Below are 24,145 nucleotides of genomic sequence, written 5' to 3' on the forward strand. Positions count from 1 at the left end.
CGTGAGCGTGAATGAATTCAGAAAAAAGGCGTTACCGGCCTTTATTACGGCAGGGCATATTTCGGCAGACAGCCGCTGTCCCCGAACGCGGGAAGGACCTTCCCCGCACCGTTAAGCGTAAACACGGCTGCCTTTACGCCCTCCCCGGACACAATGACCCGCTTACCGGTGCGCAGTTTATCCCATGCCCATGCCACGTTGTCTGAGCCCACATGTGACTCGCTGTCACTGACGCTGACAGGCTCCTCATCGTCAATTTTCATGTCCAGCGACTGGCCGTTATCCATCCTGACCTGATGACCGTTTGCGTCGGTGAAGGTCATGGTGGCCGCTCGTGAGCCGGTGTCTTCGCAGGTCAGGTAAAGCTGCGACTGTCCTTTCCCCAGAATCACAAACTCAGACATCCCCTGACCCCAGCCGCTGGCCCAGATATCACGGTTACCAAAGGCCTGTGACACTGCCGGAGTCAGGGCAGATATCAGAAGAGTGGAAAGCAGTATTTTCTTTTTCATGGTATTCCCTGAGGGTGATGGTTAAGACGATACGGGTCTCTCCTGAAGGCGGTGAGACGCGTTAAGAAAGAGGGCGGATAAGTGATACTGGCCATATCACTGGCTGACGGTGAATGTGCCCTGGTCGGTGAACACCCTGGCCTCAACAAAATTGCAGGCTTTACCAAAGTCGAGCGTGTGACCAAATTTCCAGAAGACACTGTCAGCGAAGGTCATTTTGCGGGGTGTGAACGGTTTATCTGTGGGCCACCAGCCATCCACGTTCCGGCCCCTGTAGGCTATTTTTCGGTGTGTCAGCATCGGGCATTTTCCCCGGTTAACATCGATTTTCTTTATCATAACGGTGTCGGTTTTTGCTGTCACGGTGACATAGACGCAGCCATAGCATTCATGACCGGCATGGCTGACCTCCACTTTAACGGGCATATCGCTGCCGGCCAGGGAGGGAAGTGAGGTGAACAACAGACTGGCGGTCAGCGCCATAAAAAACCTTTTCATTACTTTTCTCCGGATGAAGGCATTCCTGCGATTCATCGCATTGATTTTTAATCAGTAAATGGCTGAATACAGTATCCCTGAGGGATTCTATAACCGGAAATTCATCATGAATGATGAATAAAACCGATCGGGTCGATCGACAAAATCGATCGTGACAGAGCCAGATTATTTATCGAAACGGAAGACAGGCTTATCGATGTGGAAGTCAGCCAAAGAAGAAGGACCAGACGGTTCGGGCAGCACGGGCCACGGTGTGTGTGACGGTCTGAAGTGCATAACGTGCAGCCTGCGGCAACGGGGCCAGGTCGATGACCGCGTCAATCACTTCCACCACGGCATCGCCAAAGCTGTTGCGGGCGGTACTGATAATGCCGGGGGTGTGGTACCCGCTCTGCAGGTGAGGCACCAGCGGGCTGCGGGCCTGCTTTGGGAGACGGGTAATCATCGCCTCCACCAGACGGGGAAGGTGGTACCGTCCCCTGACTGACACCGGAAGAATATCCGTCTCTGCTGTTCCCATCTGACGGGCGACGGCCTGGCGCTTCTGCGTAATATGCTCACTCTGTGATACTGAAGGCTGTGCCGACAGCCAGTTCCACTGTTCAGCCGGTTCGGTTTTATCCACCTGGTTGAGGACCCACAACACCGGTGGTAGCGGTCCGCTGTATTGTGTGAATACCCCCTGATAAAAATGCTCTTCCACCGAAAACGCCCGGTCATCGGCCTTCAGCACCCACAGCACCATATCGAGTTGCGGCATGAGTTCGCGGTACAGCTCACGGTATTCATCGTCGCGGCTAATACTCTCCCCCACACCGGGCAAATCCACCAGTGTCAGGTAATGACTGCCGAAGCGCAGGCGCACACGTTGTGGCTGCCGGGTGCAGGCTTCCACGGCATTCACCGCACAGACTTCGCTACGGAACAGCGCATTACACAACGAGGATTTTCCGACGCCGGTTTTGCCCATAATGCCAATCACGGGTTCGTATGTGACGAGTTGGTTGAGTTCCTGGAGAAGATGCTGACGCAGGGCGCGGGGATAGCGTCGCAGATGGCGACGGATAAGGGCATAGCCCGAAGGATGTTTCATATAAGCCTCGGCATAATAAAAAAGGCCATCCGGTGGGGACGGCCTGACTGAAGTAAACGGGAAGGAATTCATTGGTGTGATATATATCTGATATTTTTTTAAAATATAAAATACCTGTGCCGTCGGGTCGAGATATTACATCTTATCTGCATTTAGGCGTATTGATTACATCTGTTTATACGGACTTGCGTATCTGGATTTTTGCTTTTTTATTTTTCCTTTTCTTACGTTCTTCTGTGTTGAGGTAAGTGAAATTATTGGAACTGGTTCTGGTTCTCACTCCAGGAATGCTATTATATATTTGGGACTGAAGACGGAAAAAAGTGAGGTATCCTTTTCGGTTATGACAGATGGTATTTCTGTGTTCATCATTGATTAAATCTAAAATTTTAATTTCTTGCCCAACATCCACTACCTGTGTGGCATTATGGAAGCGTAACGGATCGTTACGTTTATTTTTTAATCGCGGACCATCTGAAAACTTGTAACAAATAACCATGGGATATTCCTGCCGTTCCGGTACCCCTGTGTTTGCCCATTTATTATAAATATCTGACGAAATATAGGCACTGGCATAGGCGTCAGGATGTTTGATGAAAAAGAAGTTAACAAGATAAAATGGCTGATGCCCAACAGTCATCAGGATTAGTCGTGAATAACCCCGAACTGATTTATATAACGGGTCTGACATTATTTGTTTTTTTAAAGAGGTAAAGCGTTGTCTGAGTTCCATCAGAGACCTGGTGAATGTATTCTCTGCACGGATAATCTTGTTATCATTATCGGGAAGATAAAAAGAAAATGTAATCATTTCAATCTGGCGATATTGTTTCACCATTGAAAGATAATGATTGCTGAGGTAAGTCTGAGTATATTCTTTTTCAGTAATTGCTCGTATTAGTTCTTTTTTGTTTTCAGAAGGGATCCTTTCGCTAAGGATGATTTTCTGATTTCTGTTATTCATGTTGGGACGCCGGAAGTCTCGTTCCCCACTGGTGTACTGGATACGGTACAACTTATCCAGCAGATCATACATACCGTAAGGTGGCTTGTTATTCCTGAAAGCGGTGAACAGATATTTCCTGCTAATGTCACCCCATGTATGTTCGGGTTTTTCATAAAACCGATCCTCCCTGCGCAACTCAAACACCCGGAAATCATCCCATATCGTCATACCTCGTTCTCCTTTTTGTGGCTGACAGGTGATACCTTAGCCTGGGAAATTTAGTCCAGATTGTACTCTTTTTTACTGTAAATGCAGCGGTATTATAATCTTTTTTTGTGGTTTTTTATTTACAATTGATATTGTAACTAACTGATTATAATGTGCTGCTATGATGTGGTTGTTGCTAATTTCGCTGATTGGATCAGGTTGATCTGTTCTTCATTACTGGCAAGTAGTCAGTGTCCGTGGAACTGAGTAGGGGGAAGTAACGATATACAGTGGATATGTAAGCGGTGGACGTACGGAGGAACGCCCTGTTTTCAGAGACCGGCATCAAACCGGACAGAATGTGTTACAGATACGCTGTCAGGGTAAGCCGTTGTGAGAGGAACAATACGATAACAGATAGCGCTTCTATATTTTGTTTGTGATAAATAAAAATAATAGCGGAGATCTTTTAGGCTGGAATGTGAAGGTGTTCCCTGAGTCTGCTACCCCCTGAGTAGTGAATGAATCCGGTTAGAGGGGAGTGTGTCTGATTGTCCGGTATGTGCATTTCGGTTGTAGGTCTGAAAAAATATTCGTAAATATATTTACGTTTTTCGAGTGTTCTGAAAAATGATAACTTGGTTATTTATTGCCTGCTGGTTTGTATGTTGTTTTTAGCCTTTTTTCATAAGGAGTATTTTTGTCAGGATGCTTTTCCTTCCGGGATACTATCTTCTTCGCACTGGTTCGTTACGAGAGTTGATGATGGTAATGGAAAGTTTAATATGTTATTTAGAACGTGTGTTTTGAGTATTGTTGGTTGTCACATTTTTGTACTAATTTAGGTATTATTATTGTTACTTAAGGAAGTCAATTATTTACGTTTGATAAAACAATCCATCTCAGATATATTTGAAAGAAATACACTATTTTAAGTCAGTACGATAACTCTCCATAACATTAAACAACAAATTATTCTCCTCCATCAAGTAATACACCCTGCCCGGTGATGCACTTAATATTCTCTCAGAATAAGTTCCTTTCACAACTGAATTATATCATGACAGTGTTTTCAGTATCGCATCATTCTTAATCATCTCTCGTTACTCGTCATTCAGTAAACGCGGGTACATATTTTTTGAACTGAGCATTTGAGTCATTACAATTTGATATATCTCTCTTATCCAGTGTTAACCACAGGAGAGAAATAACATGACTTATCGAATTAATGAGACTTATACCCTTAACGATGAATTGTTTCATGATCTGACGGATCATATGGAACGTATGCGCGACCGTTACTCTGACATTATTCCTCTACGTATGGATTTCGCTTATAAGACGACCAGTCGCCGTTATGCTGATCGTTATCGGGATCGCTGGGATATGGACATGTACCGGCTGGCAGAAAGAGTTATGAGTGCGGGTGTTGTTATTGGTTATGTGTGGGTGATGGAGTTCACTTATCGGCATGGCCTGCACTTTCACGCCATGTTTTATCTTGATGGACAACGTAAGCGGAACTGTTACTGCTCTGCGCGGGTGATTGCTGAAGAGTGGCGAAGCATTACGGATGGTGAGGGGATATTTGAGAACTGCCAGAAGAAGGTTTACCACAAAGTTAACGGTGCCAGATGCCTGCACCACTCAGACAGTGAAGGCTATCAGGACCTGGCGTTTATTCTTAGCTATCTGGCTAAGCAAGAGCAAAAAGAAGACTGTGAAGACCCTGTATTCTGGCTGAGTGAGATAAAGCTCAGAGGATGGGGAGGAAGGCCCCGAATCAGAAGTATCGGTTAAAAATTACGTCAGTGCGTCATTGTTTGAAGAAGTCTGCGTTCACCATACCTGACTTCTTCTCCCTTACCACCAACGGAGAACAAACGATGACCACACCCACCAGCCTGCTTAACGATAAGTTTGTCGATATGGCGTTTATCACCCAGCTCACGGGCTTGACGGATAAATGGTTCTACAAATTGATACAAGACGGTGAATTTCCTAAACCCATTAAGCTGGGCAGAAGCTCTCGCTGGCTTGAAAGCGAAGTGGAAGCCTGGCTACAGCAACGCATTGCAAAGTCCCGCCAGTGAGTGATTAAACGCAACCACATCTCCCACCTGATTTAATCGTATGACCTGCACTGCTGCCCTTTCTGGGATGGTTTAGCCCTGCGCGTAATCCAGCAAAGGACCAATACTATGTACGCAAAATCGTTTATTGCTCTCGATGGCAATCGACGTCTCACTGGTTCGACCACTGCACAGCTTTCCCCTTACGATCACTACTCCTGTCACCTCTGCGGCAGCGCTCTGATATTCCATCCGGAATGGGGTTCCAACCGTCCGTGGTTTGAACACACATGGGAAGATCTGACGGAAACCGGGCGGGGCAGGCCGATGGCCCATCCCAACTGGACTTTACAGCGTGAGGCAAGCCCGGCGGCAACGATGTTTTTCGCCACATAGCGAGCAGCGTAGGCTGCGGAACGATCAACCTTCGACGGGTCTTTACCGGAAAACGCGCCGCCGCCGTGGCAGGCTGCACCGCCGTAGGTATCGACAATAATTTTACGGCCCGTTAGGCCGCAGTCGCCCACCGGCCCGCCAATCACAAAACTGCCTGCCGGATTCACCAGAAAGCGGGTTTGCGGCGTAAGCCAACGTGAAGGTAGAGTGGGTAATGTCATAAAGGATGGCGTTGATGCCACTGCCTGTGGGCATGTCGCAGCGGAGAAGATGCATCACACTGAGGCCAATGCGCAGAAAGTGCATCAGGTGAACAAGTGCCCGAGCGGATGATGGCCTGCTACGCGGTATGCGCGGCAGCAGCAAGGCAGCTGGATCAATCATCTGATTGGTCCAGTGCGTTTCATCGCCTTTAAATACGCCGTTCACGCTCCGGTGGATATCACGCTGACAACAAAGGAGATCGCTATGCGTAAAGCCCGTTTTACTGAGCATCAGATCATTGCTGTAATTAAATCGGTTGAAGCCGGACGAACCGTTAAAGATGTCTGCCGGGAGGCCGGTATCTCTGAAGCCACCTACTACATCTATGGACTACCTCCGTTTTGCAAGTACTGAATCTGGTTTTGAGTTGTTGCTTACATCTATCCGGCATCAGGAAAATCTGTGCCCAAATGGGTAATCCGCACACAATCGCCTCGACAACTGAACGGTCTCTGAGGCCAATATAATAGTCAGGTTCCGATTGTGCAGGTGCAACCTGTCACCATTTCTCAGTACGCTGCAACTTTTGCTGGTAGGGGATTAATTTCACACTACCTGATACTCGGTCTCATTTCTCAGCATCGACCAGATTATTCTCGCGTTTTTGTTAGCGACCGCCACGGTCGTTTTATTAAATCCGCGCCGTTCCTTTAACTGGTTAACCCACTGATTCATATGACTATCATTGTTATTCGTGGCAACCCTGACGACAGAGCGGGCACCATGAATAAAAAGTGTTCGCAGATGCTTGTCGCCTTTTTTCGTCATATTCATCAGCACCTGCCTGTCGCCACTCGAATGCTGGCGTGGAACCAGACCCAGCCATGCAGCAAAGTGGCGGCCATTCTTAAATTCAGTTCCTTTGCCAGTAGCAGCAACAACGGCCGTGGCCGTTTTAGGGCCAATGCCTTTAACTTTGGCGATACGCTGACAAGCTTCTGATTGCCTGAATACTGTTTCAATTTCCTTATCAAAAAAATGGATCCGACGCTCGAGATCGTTAAAGAGATCATAGAGTTCGGCAATCGTCCTGCGCATTCTAACGCTAAGACCATTTTCAGCATCTTCAAGGATAAGCGGAACAGCACGACGAACTCTTGAGACTGCCGCGCCGATTGTTATTCCCCGATCAAGCAGCAGTCCCCGGATTTGACAGACTGTCGCAGTACGATGATTGACAATACGCTGTCTTGCACGGTGCAGAGCCTGAATATCCTGCTGTTCAGGGCTTTTCGGTGGAACAAACTGCATCGTAGGTTGCATCAGAGCCACAGCTATCGCCTGCGCATCGTTACCGTCATTTTTTTGCCCACGGACAAAAGGTTTTACATATTGGGGGCTGATGACTTTTACGTTATGACCCAGTTTTTCAAACTCACGCTGCTAGTAAAATGCCCCGGTGGACGCTTCGATCCCAATCAGACATGCAGGAATATTTGCCACCGCCTGAAGTAATTCTTTTCGACCAGTACGCTTTGAATAAACTGACTTACCCATGCCATTGTGATTTTAAACATCATTAAAATTATAGCCATTGGCGCATTGTAATTATAACCTCTAAAGATCAATGGATTACTTTGTTTCATGTTGTGTTTGACAAAAGTCAACATGTCTTTGATTGGAATTGCTGATTGTTTTTTTGTTTATTAATAGGTGCTAATCCATGAAACAGTCTCAATCAAGTTGTAAAAGAATGTATATTTAATCCCGAAATAGCATTCTTTGACGCCGACAGCATCGACGAATTCTTTTATAGAATCCGTTCCTGACGCTTTAAATATTGCGGCTTCCGGTCAGTCGAAGTTTCTATTAACAGTCGTACAAGTTGGCATCGCATATCGCTTCTGATTTTTGTGCGAATTAACTGTTTGCTCATTGATACTTAATTCACTCTGACAAGGAAATGGCAATGAAAAAGGTTCTTCTCTCTGCTGCAATAGCGACTGCGTTTTTTGGTATGGCTGCGGCAAATGCTGCTGATACCAATGTAGGCGGCGGTCAGGTTAATTTCTTCGGTAAAGTTACCGATGTCTCTTGTACTGTTTCCGTAAACGGCCAGGGCAGCAATGCTGACGTTTATCTGGCTCCGGTGACTTTAACGGAAGTTAAAGCGGCTGCTGCAGATACCTACCTGAAACCAAAATCGTTCACTATCGACGTTTCTGACTGCCAGGCTGCTGATAAAACTGCACAGGATGATGTGAGCAAACTGGGTGTGAACTGGACCGGTGGTAACCTGCTGGCTGGCGCAACCAGCAAACAACAGGGCTACCTGGCGAACACCGAAGCAGCTGGCGCGCAGGATATCCAGCTGGTTCTGTCCACCGACACCGACACCGCACTGACCAATAAAATCATCCCGAACGGCAGCTCCGCGCAACCTAAAGCCAAAGTTGATACGAATGCCGTAGCAAATGGCGCTCGCTTCACTTACTACGTTGGTTATGTAACCAGCAAACCGGAAACTGTTACCGCCGGTGTGGTTAATAGCTACGCGACTTACGAAATTACCTACCAGTAATATCGACTGAGAGATAAAGCCGCCTCGCGCCGGGGCGGCATAAAACAATAATAAAGCGGCCGCTGCTGCCGCTTATTTTTTATTCTGAGGTCAGCATGAAGCGTATTGCCCTTTTTTTCTGTTTCATTTTTAGTTTTGTGGCCCATGCCAATAATATTATTGTTAACGGCACCCGCTTTATTTATCCAGGAAATGAAAAAGAAATAACGGTGCAGCTCTCCAACACCGCCGACCGTCCGGCGCTGGCGCAAGCCTGGCTGGATAACGGTAATGCTGACGCAACGCCGGATACTATTACGACTCCATTTATTATTACCCCACCTATTTCCCGCGTAGACGCGAAAAGCGGCCAGACCCTGCGTATTAAGCTCGGCAGTAATGCGGGACTCGCTAAAGATAAAGAGACGCTCTGGTGGCTAAACCTTCTGGAAATACCGCCGGTTGAAGCCAGTCAGAAAAACGAAGGGCAGAATATTCTGCAACTGGCGATCCGTTCGCGCTTTAAATTTATCTATCGTCCCAATGGATTAGGCAACCGCGATGCGGCGGCAGAAAAATTAGTCCTTTCTGCAAACGGCAACAATTTGTCCGTCAGTAATCCGACGCCATTTTATGTCACCGTCAGCCGTATCTCCCGCGACGGCGGCAAAGCGCTGAACAGCAAAACGGTGATGTTTGCCCCGCAGTCCAGCCAGACCATCGCCCTTTCTTCCGCAGTGAGCAAAGGCGAGACCCTGACCGTTAACAACATTAATGACTATGGCGCAGATGTCGCAGTGAAAGTTGCCGTCAAATAAGGGAAACGATCATGAAGCAGAGGTCAATCTGCCCGGGAAGATTAAGCACGGCCATTGCGGTTGCGCTGTGCTGCTTTCCGCCATTTTCCAGCGGAGAGGAAAACCCGGGAACGGTCTATCAGTTTAACGATGGGTTTATCGTCGGCAGTCGCGAAAAGGTCGATCTGTCGCGCTTTTCTACCAGCGCTATCAGCGAGGGCGTCTATTCACTTGATGTGTATACCAACGGCGAATGGAAAGGGCGCTACGACCTGAAAATCACCGCCGGTAAAGATGGCAAAATGGGCGTCTGCTATACCAAAGCGATGCTGATGCAATACGGGATCTCGCCTGAAAAATTCAACCCGCAGCTCAGCGAGAAAGAGGGCTTCTGCGGACGCCTGCAAGAGTGGCGCAACGAAGAAAATGTTAAAGACACTCTGATCCAGTCCTCCCTGCGACTGGATATATCCGTACCACAAATCTACGAAGATCAGCGTCTTAAAAACTTTGTCAGCCCGGAGTTCTGGGATAAAGGCGTTGCGGCGCTGAATTTAGGCTGGATGGCAAACGCCTGGAACAGCCACAGCTCGTCGTCCAACGGTTCTGATAACAGCAGTGCTTATCTGGGTATTAACGCGGGCCTGTCGTGGGACGGCTGGCTGCTCAGGCATATCGGTAACCTGAACTGGCAGCAGCAGCAGGGAAAAGCCCACTGGAACAGCAACCAAACTTACCTGCAGCGGCCCATTCCGCAGATTAACTCGATAGTCAGCGGCGGGCAGATTTTTACCAACGGCGAATTCTTCGACACCATTGGCCTGCGCGGGGTAAACCTGGCGACCGATGACAATATGTTCCCGGACGGCATGCGCTCCTACGCCCCGGAAATTCGTGGCGTAGCGCAAAGCAACGCCCTGGTAACGGTTCGTCAGGGCAGCAATATTATCTATCAGACCACGGTGCCGCCGGGGCCGTTTACCCTGCAGGATGTTTACCCTTCCGGCTACGGTAGCGACCTGGAAGTTTCGGTTAAAGAAGCCGATGGTACAGTTGAAGTGTTTAGCGTGCCTTACGCCTCGGTGGCGCAATTACTGCGTCCAGGGATGACCCGCTATGCGCTCTCTGCCGGTAAAGTCGACGACAGTTCGCTGCGTAATAAGCCGATGCTCTACCAGGGAACCTGGCAGCACGGTTTAAATAACCTGTTTACCGGCTATACCGGCGTCACTGGTTTTGATGACTACCAGGCGTTCCTGCTGGGAACCGGGATGAACACCGGCATCGGCGCGCTGTCATTCGACGTTACTCATTCACGGTTGAAGAGCGATACCCTTGACGAGCATGGTCAAAGCTATCGCGCCACCTTTAACCGCATGTTTACCGAAACCCAGACCAGTATCGTGCTGGCGGCGTATCGTTACTCCACCAAAGGCTATTACAATCTGAACGACGCGCTGTATGCGGTTGATCAGGAAAAAAACCACAACAGTAATTACACCGTCTGGCGGCAAAAAAACGGTATGACCTTTACCGTTAACCAAAATCTGCCGGACGGCTGGGGCGGTTTTTATCTGAGCGGCCGGGTGGCGGATTACTGGAACCGTTCCGGAACCGAGAAGCAGTACCAGTTTAGTTACAACAATATGTACGGCCGGCTCTCGTGGTCAGTGAGCGCTCAGCGTGTCTATACCCCGGATAGTTCTGGCCACCGTCGCGACGATCGGGTTTCGCTCAACTTCAGCTACCCGCTGTGGTTCGGTGAAAACCGTACCGCTAACCTGACGTCAAATACCTCGTTTAATAATTCACGCTTCGCTAGTTCACAAATTGGCGTCAACGGTTCGCTGGATAGCGAAAACAACCTCAACTACGGCGTGTCGACAACCACGTCTACCGGTGGTCAGCATGATGTGGCGCTGAACGGCAGCTACCGTACTCCGTGGACCACGCTGAACGGCAGCTATAGCCAAGGCGAAGGATATCGCCAGAGCGGTATCGGTGCCAGCGGAACGCTGATTGCCCATCGCCACGGCGTGGTGTTCTCGCCGGAAACCGGCACTACCATGGCGTTGATCGAAGCGAAAGACGCCGCTGGCGCGATGTTGCCCGGCTCGCCGGGAACCCGTATTGACAGCAATGGCTACGCCATCCTGCCGTATCTGCGGCCTTACCGGATTAACTCCGTTGAAATTGACCCGAAGGGCAGCAACGACGATGTCGCCTTTGATCGTACCGTGGCGCAGGTGGTGCCGTGGGAAGGCAGCGTGGTTAAGGTTTCCTTCGATACCACGGTGCAGAACAACATCACGGTACAGGCGCGCCAGACTAACGGCCTACCGTTACCGTTTGCCGCCACGATATTCGACCCGTCCGGGAAAGAGATAGGCGTGGTGGGCCAGGGCAGCATGATGTTTATCAGCGATGCCAGCGTGCCGAAGGCGACGGTTAAGTGGAGCGGCGGACAGTGTTCGGTGGATTTAAGTCAGGCAAAAACAAAGGAAACGCTATGTCGCTAAGTAAAAAACTGACGCTTTTTATTGGCTTAATGGCGCTGGGGACAACGTCGGCATGGGCTGCCTGTACGCGCGGCCCCGCACCAACCGTGCAATTGGATATGGCAATGGGCAGGGTGGTTGTAAACCCCGACTTACCCGTAGGAGCGGTCATTGCCACACAAAACTGGACCATGCCCGCAGGTTCCGGCATTAACTATCGATGCACCGGTACCACCGTTTTTAAAGCTAGCATTGTGGCTTCAGGCGTCACCGACCTGGGAAATAAAGTTTATTCTACCAATGTGCCGGGTATTGGTATGCGTTTTAGCCGCGGCGGTTCAACGGTCAATATTATCTATCCGGGGTCGTTTACGACAGGAGGCGGTAATTTTTCGCTTGAAGGGTCGCGTTTTACGCTGGAAATCATAAAGACCGCAGCGGTAACCGGCAGCGGCACCCTGGCGGCGGGTAAATATACCTCTTATGACTGGGAGAACGGTAATAACCCGATCCTGGTGACGCTCCTGAGCGCCAATGCGATAACCGTGGTTTCACCCTCGTGTACCATCCTGAGCGGCAAAAATATGAACGTTGATGTCGGTACCATCAAGCGCAGCGATCTCAACGGCGTGGGAACCACCGCCGGGGGTAAGGATTTTAATATTGAGCTACAGTGCAGCGGCGGGTTAAGCGAGTCGGGGTACGCCAATATTCAGACTTCTTTCTCCGGCACGTTGGCGACGGGGACGGCCTTGACTCGCGGGGCGTTGCTGAACGAAAAAGCAGGAACCTCGCTGGCGAAAGGCATTGGTATTCAGGTTTTGAGAGAAGGCACGCCGCTGGAATTTAACAAAAAATACAGCATCGGGAGCTTGCGCACGCAGGAAACCCGCTTTATCACCCTGCCTCTCCATGCGCGCTTCTATCAATATGCGCCGACTACCAGTACCGGTGAAGTGGAGTCGCACATGATCTTTAACCTGACGTACGATTAATGCGGGAGGCGGGTATGAGTGATTCAGCAAAGTATAAAAATAGCACACGACTCATTCAGTTGGCCTTGATGAGCGGGACGCTTATTGCCTCCTCGGCGTGGGGATTCGAGACGAATTACGATCGTGGGCGGGTTGATTTTGCCGGACGAGTGACCGACATCTCCTGTAGCGTGGCGCTTAACGGCGGCAATAATGCAGGGAGTGGAAGCGTCTGGCTGGCGCCGGTCAGCCTGGCAGAAGTACACGATCGCGGGGCGGGGGCATTTATGAAACCACAGCCTTTCACGCTGGAACTCTCAAACTGCCAGCTTCGCCATGATGGCGGCGCGGCGGATAAAGATGAAGTTCGGATGGTGAGCGTACGCTGGATTGATGGGTTTATGGTCAATTCCGTCAGTAATGAAAACGCCGGTTATCTGGCTAATACGCGCGCGGACGGGGCCAGCCATATTTTCCTGGCCCTGTCGACTAACGACAATAATACGCTGGACAAGAGCAATAAAATTGTCCCGGCTGACCCGCAGCAAAACCGGGTGCCTCTGGTCGAAAAGGCGGTGGATGGCGGGATATTTACTTATTACATTGGCTACGTTACGCCAGCGCCGGAAAAAGCGACCAGCGGTCCGTTGACCAGCTGGGCGACCTGGGAGTTAGTTTATAATTGAGTGATTGATTGACTTTATTGCGCGAATGTTAATATTGATGCCGGAATGCTCCGGCATTTTTTTAAACCTTGATATCTTCTTTGACCAGTTGTTCAATACTGACTTCCTTCCAGTAGTGTCCCTGAATAGCAAACCATTCCATGCCCTGTAACCATTTCTTGTGCGCTTCACTTTCTACGCCTTCAATAATCACATTATGGTGGTTACGGGAAAGAAAGGTGATCAGCGCGTCCATCAATGGTCGGCCAGAATCTTTTTGCATTAAATGCCAGAAGAAGTCTTTATCGATTTTGACATAATCAAAATGGTAGCCTCGAATCGCGCTAATACCCGCATTACCTGAGCCAAAATCATCGAGCCAGAGCGTCGTACTTTGCGGATCGCTCCAGGTTGCAAGAGCATTGTTCAATAATTTATTCGAGTTTTCTGTTACCTCAAAGTGAACGCAGCCAATGTGATCAACGAGGTTTTTAATCTCTGGTCTTAGCAATATGTTGAGTATATGGTCATCAATATTGATTGTTGCAGAGATGCCGTTTTTATTAAACCACTGTTTATGTTTTTCAATAAGCGCCAGCTGCTCCATGAATATGCTCTCGCGCAATCCCGTATTGGCATAGCGGAAGAAGTTTTCTGGAGAGATAGACAGGCTATCGAAACGACTCAGGCACTCTACGGCGACGAGCGTATTTTTTGGGGAAAACATCTTTTGAAAGACATAACGAACGGATATATCGCTACGTGATAAATTATGATTGGAAAACAGAGTCGCGTTCATTATCTCTCGTCAAAAATCAGGTCGGAGGTAAAGAGAAGATAACTTTATTATAGGTGAGGTTTATGTCGATGGGAATGATTATTAAAGGCAGATTACCAATGAATTATCGGCTTTTGATTGGTCACCCACATATTTTTGGCTTTAGCACCGATACATATTGACTATCCTTTTATTCATTATCCGTGAGTTATTCATCCCCAGTTTCTTCATAATATGTACTTTATGGCTGTGTACCGTTTTGTGATCAATATCGAGGAGTAATGCGATTCTTTTATTGTTGTTACAGGCAATGATTAGCTCCAGAACCTGAAGTTCCCTGGCGGTTAGCTTACGCCGGGTACATAATCCCTGACAGCCATCGGCGGTCAAAGGTCTGTTGATGATGGCTGAGAAATCTGATAAAGAAGATTTTTCAGTCAAAATCAATAAATGATCGATATCAAGCAGCTCCCTGAACAGTCTGGAGAGGTCACTTTTTACAATTAAAACCAGCAAAGCACAGTGCGTAAGACGCTTGCGCAGGGTGTTAAGCAATGCGACCGTTGTGGCTGCAGAGATATCCTTATGGATAGTGTTGACAATAATGGTAGTGGTTGATGGCGCGCTGGTCCCCTTAACAATATCCTGGAAGTTAAGAGTGGTGATGTTTTTTTTGTTATCAATCATATAATCATGGATCGAGTGTCCGATGATATTGTCGTCAGTATAAAGTAATGTGTTTTTCAATGTGTTAAATTTTCCTGTTGACTATCGTTATCATAAAAAATGTCTTGTGTGCTATTGAATTAATAGTGTTTTAGGTTAAAGTGGTTGTTTTTTATTGAAATTGTATTTCATCAGGTAAATTAAACTAGGGTTCGCCTGTTTTTTATTTTTCTATCAATTATCAATTTGACAATTATTTTTTCTATCTCCTCTTTTTTTTGTTCACTTTCGTAATAAAACATGCAAGATACTCTGAAGCTTGTTGTATCACATTGTTTGTGATTATTTTTCTCGGATATATGCTTTATCTTTAAATTAACAAGGATTTGTCCGTACTCCCCAAGATTTAACTCTGAATTTTCAAGTTTATTTCCATTCCTAATAAAACTATGCAAAGGTTCCAGGGATATAAACGAGCAACCACCTTCAGATATATCATTCAAGTGATATTTATAAATAGTGCCACTTCTGTATCTTCCAGAGCAATAAAACTGGCTTTCGTACCTAACGTTAATTCTTGGTGATGTCCTTCGTTGTAGTATTGATAATGATTCAGGGATAATGAAGCATAGAAGATTGTTTGAATTGTTTTTGGCAGTGATTCGATTGTTGGTTGTGAATTCTATTTTTCCTAATGGGCTGTGGATGATAAAATAAAAAATGCTCTCTTTAGGAAGGCCAGGATGAGAGGTGGATGGTTTTATATAGAAAAAATTTCCTTCTATTTTTTTTAGTGTCGACTGGTGTTTTATATTATTACAATAGAAGTACAATTTAGATTGAATCCTGAGTTCATCTCTCAGAATTGCAATGATTTCATATCTGGAATTTTTAGAAACTCCTTCAGACATATTGACTCCCTAATCCAAAAATAGCCAGAATTTTAATTTATTATCCCATGTTTGAATCGTATTTTTCTTAAAAAAAACGCCATTACAGCCTATTGTTTAATGTAAAAAAATAGGGTAAATCTATTGATTGATGGTTGACACTGTCGAACTTTCTTTATTGGTATTTGGAATGAATAATCTTTTAATATGTAAGCGTTCAGCGAGCGCCGTATTGACGGCTATTTATTGGTGAGATCTACGTTCCAGGGCAGAAGTTCAGCCACTTTGTTCGACGGCCACTCCGGCAGTACACTCAGGATGTAGCGAAGGTAGGTTTCCGGATCGATACCATTGAGCCGACATGTTCCGATCAGCCCATATAGCAGGGCTCCACGTTCACCACCATGATCGCTGCCGAAGAAGATATAGTTCTTTTTACCCAGACATACTGCCCGTAACGCCCGCTGCGCTGCATTGTTATCAGGTTCTGCAAGGCCGTCATCGCAGTAGTAGCACAGCGCATCCCACTGGTTCAGGGCATAAACGAACGCCTCGCCCAGCCGGGATTTTTTTGACAGTGTCGTGCTTTTTTCCACCAACCAGTCATGCAGCGATGTCAGCAGCGGCTTACTTCGGGACCGCCTGGCTGCCAGCCGCTGAGATGCCGTGAGGCCGCGTATTTCTTCTTCTATCGCGTACAGCTCACCGATACGTTTCAGGGCCTCTTCTGCTGTCGCTGTTTGCGTGCTTATTTATATAGACGTCATGGATTTTTCTGCGCGCGTGGGCCCAGCATGCGGCTTCTGTCAGCGGCCCTCCTTCACGTTCCGGACTGAACAACCGATCATAACCTGCGAAGGCGTCCGCCTGCAGCACACCATGATAGTGGCGAAGATGCTGCTGAGGATGTTTCCCCTGCCTGTCTGGCGAGAAGGCGAACCACGCCGCTGGCGGATCTGACGAGCCAGCGCTCCGGTCATCGCGAACATACGTCCAGAACCGCCCGGTTTTCGTCTTCTTTCTGCCCGATGCCAGCACCGGAACAGGTGTGTCGTCAGTGTGTAGTTTGCGGCAGTCCATCACGTAGTGGTAAAGGGCTTCATCCAGCGGGGCCATTAACCGGCAGCAGGCATCCACCCAGTTGGAGAGCAGCGCCCGGCTGAGATCCACACCCTGACGGACCAGGATTTCAGTCTGGCGATACAGTGGCGTATGTTCACAGTACTTGCTCGTTAACACGCGGGCCAGCAGACCCGGTCCGGCGATACCCCGGTCGATGGGACGTGATGGCGCAGGGGCTTCAACGATACAGTCGCATCTGACGCAGGCTTTTTTCACTCTGACCGTGCGGATCACTTTCAGGGCGTTGAAGACCAGTACAATCTGCCAATGGAAACCCGGGACATATCCTTGTTCATTATTCAGGGAGCATGGGTTGCCATCTATAGTCTTCTGTTCACCGTTATAGGCTCTCTCCCGTTTGGCTTTTATTTCCTGGGTCCAGGGATGAGAAGGGTTAGCAGGACTCTAATTTCATAACGTCTTAGCCGAGCCTTTCAAAGGCTTTCACCTGTATGTGCCAGTACTGTTTGCGCTGGCACTGTCAAATGGCAACACATTGCCAGCCCCCTTTTTCATGAAACGACGCACGTTCTGCGCGTATTGTAATAGTGGCTAAAAATAGTTGATCGGATGCGCCATTTAAGTCAAATTTCACTTTAGTTTGTCCCGTCGTGCTACATCAATCTAAAGGATATTTAATCCTAAGTTATTACATTGAAGGATTGAATGTCCGTTTATGGCACGTAGCGGACCGCTTGAAGAGGCGTGTGGTCTGCTAAGAGCTGTGAGTTCACTGTTTGACAAAGACATGACTAAAATCGTGGCTTGTTAAATAACAGGGAACAAATAAAGGGATATATTCAATTGTTATCAATCCATTTTTTAAAATATTATATCGAATATCACCTTTTCTTGATTTTTTTGTTGTTCATTATTACAGTTGAATCGAGGGGGAGGGGGTAAAAACTTATATTTATCATTGAGATAAAATTTTATGAAATTGCTATCCTACCTCAGATTACTGGGCTGACCTAATCTATAGATCAGGTTCTCTTTATACTTTATGTTAGCGAAATACTAAGATGCTTCTTAGTGACGACCTCTTGACGGTAGAGGACGCGTGCATAGATTTTACAATCACTGCCTTTCGCCCCCTAACCTAATCCGCGAATGATGCATCCTGAACTTGCGCGCCAGTTCTTATACTCGTCGTCAGAGCAATCAAATTGCTGATGCTTTCTGCCTGTTCAAGGCATCTCCTGTCGTCAGCAATACTGTGCATATTTGATTGATTTCCTCTTAAGGAGAATTAGTTTCATGGGTATTAAAGCGCAGGTGAGTATCGCGCACAAGCTGGGGTTCACATCACACCAAAATGCAGTTCCGCTGTTACGTGAGCTTATCTTGCATAATGAGTCCGAAGAGACATTTCAGGATCTGACACTGCATCTGAGGACCGTGCCAGCTGTGCTCGAAGAAAAAAAATGGAATATCGATCGCCTGCTTCCCGGTACTTCACTTGATATCAGAGATCGGGATATCAAACTTAATGCTGAATGGCTAGCCGAACTGACTGAAAGCGTACTCTGCGAAGTCACGCTAAGTTTGCGCCAGGGTGAGGAAGAACTCTTCATTACCCATTACCCGCTTGAGGCACTGGCGAAAAATGAATGGGGCGGCAGTGCAATGATTGAATTGCTCCCTTCATTTATTATTCCTAATGATCCGGCTGTGGATCGTGTACTCAAGGCAACCTCTGATGTCCTTCGCCGTGCAGGCAAGGATGACGCTCTTAATGGTTATGAAAGCAAGTCGAGAACTCGTGTCTGGGAAATTGCCTCAGCTCTCTGGACTGCTGTTTGCAACCTCAATATCAGTTATGCCCTTCCCCCAGCCAGTTTTGAACGCAATGGCCAGAAAATTCGCACTCCAGGAGCCATTCTGGAAGGAAAAGTCGCGACCTGTCTGGATACAACATTATTATTTGCTTCAGCACTGGAACAGATTGGTCTGAATTCACTGCTAATGCTCAGTGAAGGTCATGCGTTTGCTGGTGTCTGGTTACAACCGCAGGAATTTTCGCAGCTAGTGACAGATGACGTCTCTGCGGTGCGCAAACGTGTCGACCTGAAAGAAATGGTCGTATTTGAGACAACTCTCGCGACCAGAGCTCACCCGCCTTCATTTACTCAGGCATCTGATGAAGCGTTAAAGCATCTTAACGAGGATGTTTTTCACGCAGCCATTGATTCCCGTCGCGCGCGTATGCAGAAAATTCGGCCACTGGCTCTGGGGGGCACTCGCCTTGAAGACCAGTCGGATGCCTGCGAGGTTATTTTGCATGGGTTTGAGGAAGCCCCCTATATCCCTGATGTTGATATTGATATCGAGACAACTGGCGAAAAAGAAGCCGGGGGGCGGCTGGTACAGTGGCAACGAAAACTTCTGGACTTAACCACCCGTAACCGCCTGTTACACCTGTCTGAAAGCGCTAAAGGCATTCGTTTGATCTGTGCGAATCCGGGCCATCTTGAAGATAAACTGGCTGAAGGCAAACGCATTCGCATTGTCCCGCTCCCTGATCTCGAAAGCGGCGGCCGCGATGCCGAACTTTATCAGCAGCTCACAAATGAGAACCTGCAGGAAGAATACGCTCAGATTGCGCTGGAACGCGGTGAAGTCGTCTCCTCAATGGAAAAATACCGCCTCGAGTCATCCCTGATCGACCTCTATCGAAAATCGAAAAGTGATCTCGAGGAAGGTGGTGCCAACACTCTTTTCCTCGCTGTTGGCTTCCTTAAATGGAAAAAATCTGCTGATGACCCCAAAAGTTACTCTGCTCCACTGATACTGCTGCCGATTCAACTTGACCGTAAAAGTGCACTTTCGGGCGTGACCATGCGTTTGCTGGAAGAAGAGCCCCGCTTCAACCTTACACTGCTTGAGCTGCTGCATAATGACTTTGCTCTGACAATCAACGGCCTCGATGGTGATCTACCCACCGATGAAAGTGGTGTTGATGTGGATGGTATCTGGAATATGGTACGGCGTGCTGTACGCGACATACCCGGTTTCGAAGTCACCCGCGATGTCGTGATTGGCACATTCTCTTTTGCCAAATATCTGATGTGGAAAGATCTCATCGACCGGGCACCTCAGCTGATGCAAAGTGCGCTGGTAAAGTATCTTATCGAACGCGGCCAGGAAAATGCCGTTCTGGATAAGAGCGGAGAAGTCATCAACGCTCATGAACTCGATGACAACATCAATACGCAGGATCTTTTCTTGCCGTTGCCTGCAGATTCCTCGCAAATCGCCGCTGTTGTAGCCTCTGCAAAAGGCAGGGATTTTGTTCTGGATGGCCCACCCGGTACCGGTAAGTCGCAAACCATAGCCAATATGATCGCGCATAACCTTGCGCTAGGCAGGCGCGTACTTTTTGTCGCTGAAAAGAAAGCGGCGCTGGATGTGGTCTATCGTAGGCTTGAGGCCCAGGGACTCGGTGAATTTTGTCTGGAACTGCACTCGAGCAAAACGTCCAAGATGGATTTTCTGAAACAGCTCGAGCGGGCATGGGATGCGCGTGATCTACTAACCACCGAGGAGTGGAAGGAAGAAGCGGCCAAGGTGCAGCACCTGCGTGACAAACTCAATGAGGTTGTCCGTTTGCTCCATCGGCGCTGGCCCAATGGCTTAACACTCCATCAGGCAATGGGCACAGTTATCAGGGATGCAAGTAGCGCCACGCCGCACTTTAGCTGGCCTGCATCGACTTTGCATTCTTCTGCAGAGATGACACAGTTCAGAGAGATAGTAAAACGTCTGGAGCTGAACCGTGATGCATGGAAACAGCACGGCGATCATTTTGAACTCATCGCGCAGGCTGACTGGACCAATGGATGGCAGTCCTCTCTCATTGCTGCAGCAAACTCATTGCCTGCAACCATCGATCACCTTGAAGACGCGACCGAGGCGTTACTGAAGGCGACGGGAGTTACTCTGCTCTCTACCGAGCCGGAGAGACTGTCGCAGTTAACTTCATTCTGTGAATTATTGTCGGAAGCTTACGGCATTGATCTGAGTTTCATGTTCGCACCGGATGCCGCAAGCCGTATAGAGTCAGCGAATAAAGCCGTTCACCTCCTGAAAGAGATTGAAGCGACAAAGGCTAATCTGTCAGTTACCTACCCTTGTAACAGTTGGCAGCACGTTAATGTCCCACAGATCAGAAACGCACTTGACGTCGCTGACAAAAAATTCTGGTTCTTTGCGACCAGTGCCCGCAAGAAAGTCATTGGTGAAGTTATCCGACAACACTCGCTAACGTCAGCCCCCGACTTATCCGTTGATCTCCCCATTGCTGAAACTCTGCAGACATTGCTGCAACGTCTGACCGAGCTTAACTCTGCTACTGTATCTCTGCCGGGATGGGTTGGACTGGATACCAACGTTGCACAGTTGCAGACCACCCTGCAACTTGCCGAATCTATCCGCAATTCGCTTGGTGGTTTCGCTTCTTCGCCACAGCAGTTGGCCGAGATCCGCACTGCGGTAAAAAACCTGATTGTTGATGCCAATGACCTTCTCGGTTCGCAGGGCGTTATCTCCGCACTAACCCGGAAACTGCGCACAGCGATCGCCGATTTCAATGATGCACAGGTTAGCTTCTGCAATCTGATAAAACCATCTGAGGATAAACCATCGCTCCCGGCACTGCGTGACTGCGCACTCAATATCCTGCAACATCAGTCCGCTCTTAAAGCCTGGAGTGACTGGAGCCGTGTGCGTGAGGAAGCGATTTCACATGGCCTGCAACCAGTGATCAACGCGCTGGTCCATCTTGACTCAGGAGACATCAGCGCGGCAGAGATTTTTGAAACTGCCTATTGCCGCTGGTTTGCATCGTGGATGATCGATTCAGAGCCGCTGCTGCACAATTTTGTGCCGGCTGAGCACATGAGTGATATTGAGGCTTACCGTACGCAAACCGATCGTCTGTCCAAACTGGCAGTACGCTACATCCGTGCCCGTTTATGTGGCGTCATTCCTGCAAAAAATGAGGTCAGCAAGCAGGGTGGTTTTGCTCTGCTTAAACATGAACTACAGAAATCCCGTCGTCATAAACCGGTACGTCAGATGGCAGCAGAAATGGGAGATGCCATGGCCAAACTTGCCCCCTGCATGCTTATGAGTCCGCTTTCAGTCGCCCAGTTCCTGCCCTCGGACCAGGACTTGTTTGACCTTGTGATTTTCGATGAAGCATCGCAGATTGCCCCGTGGGATGCTATCGGCACCATGGCGCGTGGCAAACAGGTGGTAATCGCTGGCGATCCCCGCCAAATGCCGCCTACCAGCTTTTTTAATCGTGCAGCCAATGACACTGACGATGATACTGAAGAAGATATGGAAAGCATTCTGGATGAGTGTCTTGCTGCCGGCCTGTATAACCACAGCCTGAGCTGGCATTACCGGAGCCGTCATGAAAGCCTGATTACCTTCTCCAACCATCGCTACTATGACAGTAGCCTGATTACGTTCCCCGCTTCGGAAACAAAGCAAAGTGCTGTCCAGTGGTGCAAGGTTGCAGGCGTCTACTCTAAAGGGAAAGGACGTCATAATCAGGCCGAGGCAGAAGCGATCGTCGCTGAAACGGTGAAGCGACTGACTGATAAAGAGTTCGTTGCATCAGGCAGATCGATAGGCATTATCACGCTGAATACCGAACAGCAAAAGCTAGTCAGCGATCTGCTGGACCGTGCCAGACAGCAACACCCTGAAATTGAACCCTTCTTCCAGTCTGAACTGGAAGAACCTGTTGTGGTTAAAAACCTCGAAACGGTTCAGGGGGATGAACGCGATTTGATCATACTCTGCATCGGGTACGGCCCGACTGAACCGGGCGCAAATACAATGTCGATGAATTTTGGACCGCTTAATCGCGAGGGAGGCTGGCGCCGACTGAATGTTGCCGTCACACGTGCGCGGCAGGAAATGATGGTCTTCAGCTCGTTCGATCCTTCCTTTATCGACCTTAATCGGACCAACGCCCGCGCGGTTGCTGACCTCAAACACTTTATTGAGTTTGCCCAGCGCGGCCCTGTAGCTCTTGCCCAGGCAGTACGTGGGTCTGTAGGCGGTTATGACTCACCGTTTGAAGAGGCAGTGGCAAATGGCCTGAGAAGAAAAGGCTGGCATGTTGTCCCGCAAATTGGCGTATCCCGTTTCCGTATTGATTTGGGGATCGTTCATCCGGATAAGCCTGGCGACTATCTTGTCGGTGTTGAATGTGACGGCGCCACTTACCATAGCGCAGCAACAGCACGCGATCGCGATAAAGTCCGGAGCTCCATCCTGCAGGGCCTGGGCTGGAAATTACTGCGCCTCTGGTCAACAGAATGGTGGATTGATAAAGAAGGCGCACTCGACAGGCTGGATGCAGCAATAAGTCGCCTGCTGGAGGACTCCAGAGCAGCGGAAGCCGCACTGATTGCTGAAGCAGAAAAACAAAAGCAGATTACGCCAGTCATCGCTCCCGTAACCAATGATGTCAGTGATGACATACTGGTTTCTGAAACTACACCTGTCGCTAATGATGCGGAAATATCCGCGTCAGTAACCCCTGTCATCCCGCTTACTGCCAAAGTAAGCGAAGATGATGGTAACACTGGGCTGAAGTATGCATCTTTAGCTTCTCAGAATAACGACAAGCCAGTGAATGTCGGTAAGTATGTCGTTAACGATCTTCAGGAATGGTGCGACAGGACAGATGCAGAACAATTCTATATCGCTGAATATGATGAGACACTTAAAACCCTCATTGAAGCGGTGGTGACAAGTGAATCACCAGTCCTGGATACAACGCTTGTGCAACGCATCGCACGTATACACGGCTTCACTCGCGCCGGCAGACTGATACGTGAACGCGTAATGGAAATTGTGGATCAACACTATCACCTTGCAACCGATCACTCAGGTGAAGACTTCGTCTGGCTGTCCGCAGCGCAACGTGCTGACTGGAATGTGTTTCGTTTGCCAGCCACGGATAACGACATTCGTCAGGTTGACGCGATCCCCAGTGAGGAATTACGCGCACTGGCGCTGAGTATTGAAGGTGACAATAAGATACAGGAAATGACCCGCTCGCTTGGCATTAAACGCCTGACTAGTCAGGCAAAAAAAAGGATTGAATCAGTACTTGATGTTGTTTGAAGGTCAACCGTGTGGAAAACCTCTTTTAGAGACTAACAGTCTGAAATATAGAGTCTTATTCGATCATCTTGAGACCGAATGTATTAGAGTCGATTTCTGACACCTCTTATCGTGGTTT

General features: G+C 48.4%; 15 protein-coding genes and 7 pseudogenes. 11 read left to right on the forward strand and 11 right to left on the reverse strand.

Annotation, left to right across the window (positions count from 1 at the left end):
* Positions 1-44 precede the first annotated feature (44 nt).
* From HVZ39_RS03910 to HVZ39_RS03925, 4 genes are all read right to left on the reverse strand, one after another.
* A complete protein-coding gene (locus HVZ39_RS03910; protein WP_047358713.1) occupies positions 45-512 on the reverse strand; it encodes a hypothetical protein in 468 nt (155 codons plus the stop codon).
* A 96-nt stretch (positions 513-608) separates the two neighbouring features.
* The gene (locus HVZ39_RS03915; RefSeq protein ID WP_047358714.1) at positions 609-1,010 is read right to left on the reverse strand and encodes a hypothetical protein; all 402 of its coding nucleotides are present in this window, start codon (positions 1,008-1,010) and stop codon (positions 609-611) included.
* A 205-nt stretch (positions 1,011-1,215) separates the two neighbouring features.
* Complete coding sequence (locus HVZ39_RS03920) at positions 1,216-2,103, reverse strand: GTPase (RefSeq protein WP_047358715.1); 888 nt, start codon at positions 2,101-2,103, stop codon at positions 1,216-1,218.
* 175 nt (positions 2,104-2,278) lie between these two features.
* Positions 2,279-3,277 (reverse strand): hypothetical protein, encoded by a 999-nt coding sequence (locus HVZ39_RS03925; RefSeq protein WP_048998125.1) that lies wholly within the window; start codon positions 3,275-3,277, stop codon positions 2,279-2,281.
* A gap of 1,191 nt (positions 3,278-4,468) precedes the next feature.
* Between HVZ39_RS03925 and HVZ39_RS03930 the strand changes: the two genes are divergently transcribed.
* The 3 genes and pseudogenes from HVZ39_RS03930 to HVZ39_RS26525 all read left to right on the forward strand — a co-directional run.
* The gene (locus HVZ39_RS03930; protein WP_052951283.1) at positions 4,469-5,056 is read left to right on the forward strand and encodes an inovirus-type Gp2 protein; all 588 of its coding nucleotides are present in this window, start codon (positions 4,469-4,471) and stop codon (positions 5,054-5,056) included.
* A gap of 86 nt (positions 5,057-5,142) precedes the next feature.
* Entirely contained in the window at positions 5,143-5,349 is a 207-nt protein-coding gene (locus HVZ39_RS03935) for an AlpA family transcriptional regulator (protein WP_047358716.1), read from the forward strand.
* Between the two features lie 108 nt (positions 5,350-5,457).
* Positions 5,458-5,646, forward strand: a pseudogene (locus HVZ39_RS26525) (hypothetical protein); the annotation flags it as partial.
* Positions 5,647-5,648: 2 nt separating this feature from the next.
* Here the strand turns inward: HVZ39_RS26525 and HVZ39_RS03940 are convergent.
* Positions 5,649-5,936, reverse strand: a pseudogene (locus tag HVZ39_RS03940) (methionine adenosyltransferase domain-containing protein); the annotation flags it as partial.
* Positions 5,920-6,177: pseudogene (locus HVZ39_RS26530) on the reverse strand (FUSC family protein); the annotation flags it as partial. The pseudogenes HVZ39_RS26530 and HVZ39_RS03940, both read right to left, overlap by 17 nt.
* Positions 6,178-6,192: 15 nt before the next feature.
* Here HVZ39_RS26530 and HVZ39_RS03945 point away from each other — a divergent pair.
* Positions 6,193-6,309 (forward strand): annotated as a pseudogene (locus HVZ39_RS03945) (transposase); the annotation flags it as partial.
* A 225-nt stretch (positions 6,310-6,534) separates the two neighbouring features.
* Here the strand turns inward: HVZ39_RS03945 and HVZ39_RS03950 are convergent.
* Positions 6,535-7,482, reverse strand: a pseudogene (locus HVZ39_RS03950) (IS110 family transposase); the annotation flags it as partial.
* 415 nt (positions 7,483-7,897) lie between these two features.
* Here HVZ39_RS03950 and HVZ39_RS03955 point away from each other — a divergent pair.
* From HVZ39_RS03955 to HVZ39_RS03975, 5 genes are all read left to right on the forward strand, one after another.
* On the forward strand, positions 7,898-8,509 hold the full coding sequence (locus HVZ39_RS03955) for a fimbrial protein (RefSeq protein WP_047358718.1): 612 nt from the start codon (positions 7,898-7,900) through the stop codon (positions 8,507-8,509).
* A gap of 95 nt (positions 8,510-8,604) precedes the next feature.
* The gene (locus HVZ39_RS03960; RefSeq protein ID WP_047358719.1) at positions 8,605-9,306 is read left to right on the forward strand and encodes a molecular chaperone; all 702 of its coding nucleotides are present in this window, start codon (positions 8,605-8,607) and stop codon (positions 9,304-9,306) included.
* A gap of 11 nt (positions 9,307-9,317) precedes the next feature.
* Complete coding sequence (locus HVZ39_RS03965; RefSeq protein ID WP_047358720.1) at positions 9,318-11,804, forward strand: fimbria/pilus outer membrane usher protein; 2,487 nt, start codon at positions 9,318-9,320, stop codon at positions 11,802-11,804.
* Complete coding sequence (locus HVZ39_RS03970; RefSeq protein WP_047358721.1) at positions 11,795-12,778, forward strand: fimbrial protein; 984 nt, start codon at positions 11,795-11,797, stop codon at positions 12,776-12,778. Before HVZ39_RS03965 ends, HVZ39_RS03970 begins: the two co-directional genes overlap by 10 nt.
* Positions 12,779-12,792: 14 nt before the next feature.
* Entirely contained in the window at positions 12,793-13,443 is a 651-nt protein-coding gene (locus HVZ39_RS03975; RefSeq protein ID WP_048998670.1) for a type 1 fimbrial protein, read from the forward strand.
* Between the two features lie 61 nt (positions 13,444-13,504).
* Here the strand turns inward: HVZ39_RS03975 and HVZ39_RS03980 are convergent, their stop codons facing one another.
* The 4 genes and pseudogenes from HVZ39_RS03980 to HVZ39_RS03995 form a co-directional block, all read right to left on the reverse strand.
* Complete coding sequence (locus HVZ39_RS03980) at positions 13,505-14,221, reverse strand: EAL domain-containing protein (protein WP_048998665.1); 717 nt, start codon at positions 14,219-14,221, stop codon at positions 13,505-13,507.
* A 141-nt stretch (positions 14,222-14,362) separates the two neighbouring features.
* Positions 14,363-14,947, reverse strand: a complete 585-nt coding sequence (locus HVZ39_RS03985) for a LuxR C-terminal-related transcriptional regulator (RefSeq protein ID WP_048998666.1) — start codon at positions 14,945-14,947, stop codon at positions 14,363-14,365.
* A 119-nt stretch (positions 14,948-15,066) separates the two neighbouring features.
* Complete coding sequence (locus HVZ39_RS03990; protein ID WP_129622261.1) at positions 15,067-15,777, reverse strand: PilZ domain-containing protein; 711 nt, start codon at positions 15,775-15,777, stop codon at positions 15,067-15,069.
* Positions 15,778-15,995: 218 nt separating this feature from the next.
* A pseudogene (locus HVZ39_RS03995) lies at positions 15,996-17,142 on the reverse strand (IS66 family transposase); the annotation flags it as partial.
* Here HVZ39_RS03995 and HVZ39_RS04000 point away from each other — a divergent pair.
* Positions 17,101-17,295, forward strand: a pseudogene (locus HVZ39_RS04000) (DUF2534 family protein); the annotation flags it as partial. The pseudogenes HVZ39_RS03995 and HVZ39_RS04000 sit on opposite strands and share 42 nt — an antisense overlap.
* Before the next feature lie 840 nt (positions 17,296-18,135).
* Positions 18,136-24,027 (forward strand): DUF3320 domain-containing protein, encoded by a 5,892-nt coding sequence (locus HVZ39_RS04005; protein WP_047357848.1) that lies wholly within the window; start codon positions 18,136-18,138, stop codon positions 24,025-24,027.
* The last annotated feature ends 118 nt before the right edge of the window (positions 24,028-24,145 follow it).

Origin of the sequence: Citrobacter sp. RHB35-C21 (assembly GCF_013816515.1) — a bacterium.
Classification (GTDB): domain Bacteria; phylum Pseudomonadota; class Gammaproteobacteria; order Enterobacterales; family Enterobacteriaceae; genus Citrobacter; species Citrobacter braakii.

Coding starts and splice junctions, on each gene's coding strand:
- HVZ39_RS03910 (WP_047358713.1), bottom strand. CDS start 512: ATGAAAAAGAAAATACTGCTTTCCACTCTTCTGATATCTGCCCTGACT.
- HVZ39_RS03915 (WP_047358714.1), bottom strand. CDS start 1,010: ATGAAAAGGTTTTTTATGGCGCTGACCGCCAGTCTGTTGTTCACCTCA.
- HVZ39_RS03920 (WP_047358715.1), bottom strand. CDS start 2,103: ATGAAACATCCTTCGGGCTATGCCCTTATCCGTCGCCATCTGCGACGC.
- HVZ39_RS03925 (WP_048998125.1), bottom strand. CDS start 3,277: ATGACGATATGGGATGATTTCCGGGTGTTTGAGTTGCGCAGGGAGGAT.
- HVZ39_RS03930 (WP_052951283.1), top strand. CDS start 4,469: ATGACTTATCGAATTAATGAGACTTATACCCTTAACGATGAATTGTTT.
- HVZ39_RS03935 (WP_047358716.1), top strand. CDS start 5,143: ATGACCACACCCACCAGCCTGCTTAACGATAAGTTTGTCGATATGGCG.
- HVZ39_RS03955 (WP_047358718.1), top strand. CDS start 7,898: ATGAAAAAGGTTCTTCTCTCTGCTGCAATAGCGACTGCGTTTTTTGGT.
- HVZ39_RS03960 (WP_047358719.1), top strand. CDS start 8,605: ATGAAGCGTATTGCCCTTTTTTTCTGTTTCATTTTTAGTTTTGTGGCC.
- HVZ39_RS03965 (WP_047358720.1), top strand. CDS start 9,318: ATGAAGCAGAGGTCAATCTGCCCGGGAAGATTAAGCACGGCCATTGCG.
- HVZ39_RS03970 (WP_047358721.1), top strand. CDS start 11,795: ATGTCGCTAAGTAAAAAACTGACGCTTTTTATTGGCTTAATGGCGCTG.
- HVZ39_RS03975 (WP_048998670.1), top strand. CDS start 12,793: ATGAGTGATTCAGCAAAGTATAAAAATAGCACACGACTCATTCAGTTG.
- HVZ39_RS03980 (WP_048998665.1), bottom strand. CDS start 14,221: ATGAACGCGACTCTGTTTTCCAATCATAATTTATCACGTAGCGATATA.
- HVZ39_RS03990 (WP_129622261.1), bottom strand. CDS start 15,777: ATGTCTGAAGGAGTTTCTAAAAATTCCAGATATGAAATCATTGCAATT.
- HVZ39_RS04005 (WP_047357848.1), top strand. CDS start 18,136: ATGGGTATTAAAGCGCAGGTGAGTATCGCGCACAAGCTGGGGTTCACA.